This window comes from Nonomuraea sp. NPDC049784 (genome assembly GCF_040659615.1).
Classification (GTDB): domain Bacteria; phylum Actinomycetota; class Actinomycetes; order Streptosporangiales; family Streptosporangiaceae; genus Nonomuraea.
On sequence record NZ_JBFAMX010001140.1, the window covers coordinates 1 to 1,702 of the forward strand.

Annotated in this window: 1 protein-coding gene; it reads left to right on the forward strand. The window is 68.2% G+C overall.

All coding sequences use genetic code 11. The features are described from left to right. Positions 1-81 precede the first annotated feature (81 nt). Positions 82-1,488 (forward strand): IS1380 family transposase, encoded by a 1,407-nt coding sequence (locus tag AB0J09_RS64115; RefSeq protein WP_360714232.1) that lies wholly within the window; start codon positions 82-84, stop codon positions 1,486-1,488. Positions 1,489-1,702: the final 214 nt, after the last annotated feature.

Here is a 1,702-nt window from a genome sequence, read left to right on the forward strand (position 1 = left end):
AATCAAGTGAGGTGCCCCTTGAGCTGGGAGGATGGGAGTTCTTCACGCTTCCAACCGCCGGTTCCAAAGGACACCTCGTAAGTGCGATTCTCCCACGCCGCCAGCCATACGCAGGCGATCTTCGATGACGAGCACGTGATCTCCTACGCCGGACTGGCCCCGGCACTGCGGCTGGCCGAGCGGTGCGGCCTGGACCACCTGGTCGGCGAGCACCTGGCCCTGGGCGTCGCCGACGGCGTCAACGCACCCGCGAAGGTGACCTCGATCGTGGCCGGGATGGCCTGCGGCGCCGACAGCATCGACGACCTGGACCTGCTGCGGCACGGCGGGATGGACAAGATGTTCACCGGTATCCGCGCGCCGTCCACGCTGGGATCGTTCCTGCGGGCGTTCACCTGGGGCAACGTCCGCCAACTCGACAAGATCGCACGCGAACTGCTCGCCGCGCTGGCCATCCACACCCCGCTGCTGCCCGGCGCTGACGTGCTGGCCTTCCTCGACGTCGATTCGATGCAGCGGCGCACTTACGGCTACGCCAAGCAGGGCTCCGGCTTCGGCCACACCAAGATCCAAGGCAAGAGCGTGCTGGTCCGAGGGCTGAACGTGCTGGCCGTCACCCTGTCCACGCCGTTGGCGGCGCCGGTGATAGCAGCCAGCCGGCTGCGCGGCGGCACCTGCGGGTCGGGCCGCGGCGCGGCCTCCCTGGTCAGCGAATCGATCACCACGGCGCGGGCGGCGGGCTGCTCGGGCACGCTGGTGCTGCGCGGCGACTCGGCCTTCTACAGCGCCGACGTGGTCGCCGCCTGCCGCACCCAGGATGTCCGCTTCTCGGTCACCGCCAAGCTGGATCCCAAGGTAAAGGCGATGATCGCCACCATCGACGACGCCGCCTGGAAGCCGATCAAGTACCCCCGGGCGATTCTCGATGAGCAAGCCGGCGGATGGGTCTCCGACGCCGAGGTCGCCGAAACGTCTTCCACCGCCTTCACCAGCAGGAAAAGCAAGCAGGTGACCGCCCGGCTGATCGTGCGGCGGGTCAAAAGACTCGACAAGCCCGCCAGGCAGGGCCAGGGCGAGTTGTTCCCCACCTACCGCTACTACCCGATCTTCACCGACAGTCCGTACGCATTGGTGCAGGCCGAGGAGCACCATCGTGACCACGCGGTCCAAGAGCAGATCAACGCCGATTTGATCAACGGATCGCTCGCTCACCTACCCTCGGGGCACTTCGCGGCCAACGCCGCGTGGCTCACCTGCGCGGCGATCACCCATAACCTGCTGCGCGGCCTGGGCTGCCTGGCCTCGGCCTTCCACTCCCGCGCCCGCGGCGCTACCCTGCGCCGCCACCTGATCAGCGTGCCCGCTCGGCTGGCCCGGCACAGACGCGGCCACCTGGTCCTACACCTGCCCGCCGGATGGCGCTGGCAGCCCGCCTGGATCAACGCCTTCACCGCCACGCACGGCCCGCCCACCGGACGAACGGCCTGACTAACCGAAACCCCCAGGTCACGCCCTGCCGACGACCCTCACGGTCACCCGCGCCACCGCGCACACCCAATCCCCCAGACGCACCGGACGAGCCGCGACCCGAGCACGGCGGTCCTCCCACACCCGAAAACAGCCCCTCTGCCTGGGGAATCGTTCCTCGTGGAGGAATTGGACCAGAAAACGATCAACAGGAATCACGCCGTGGATTCAGGCT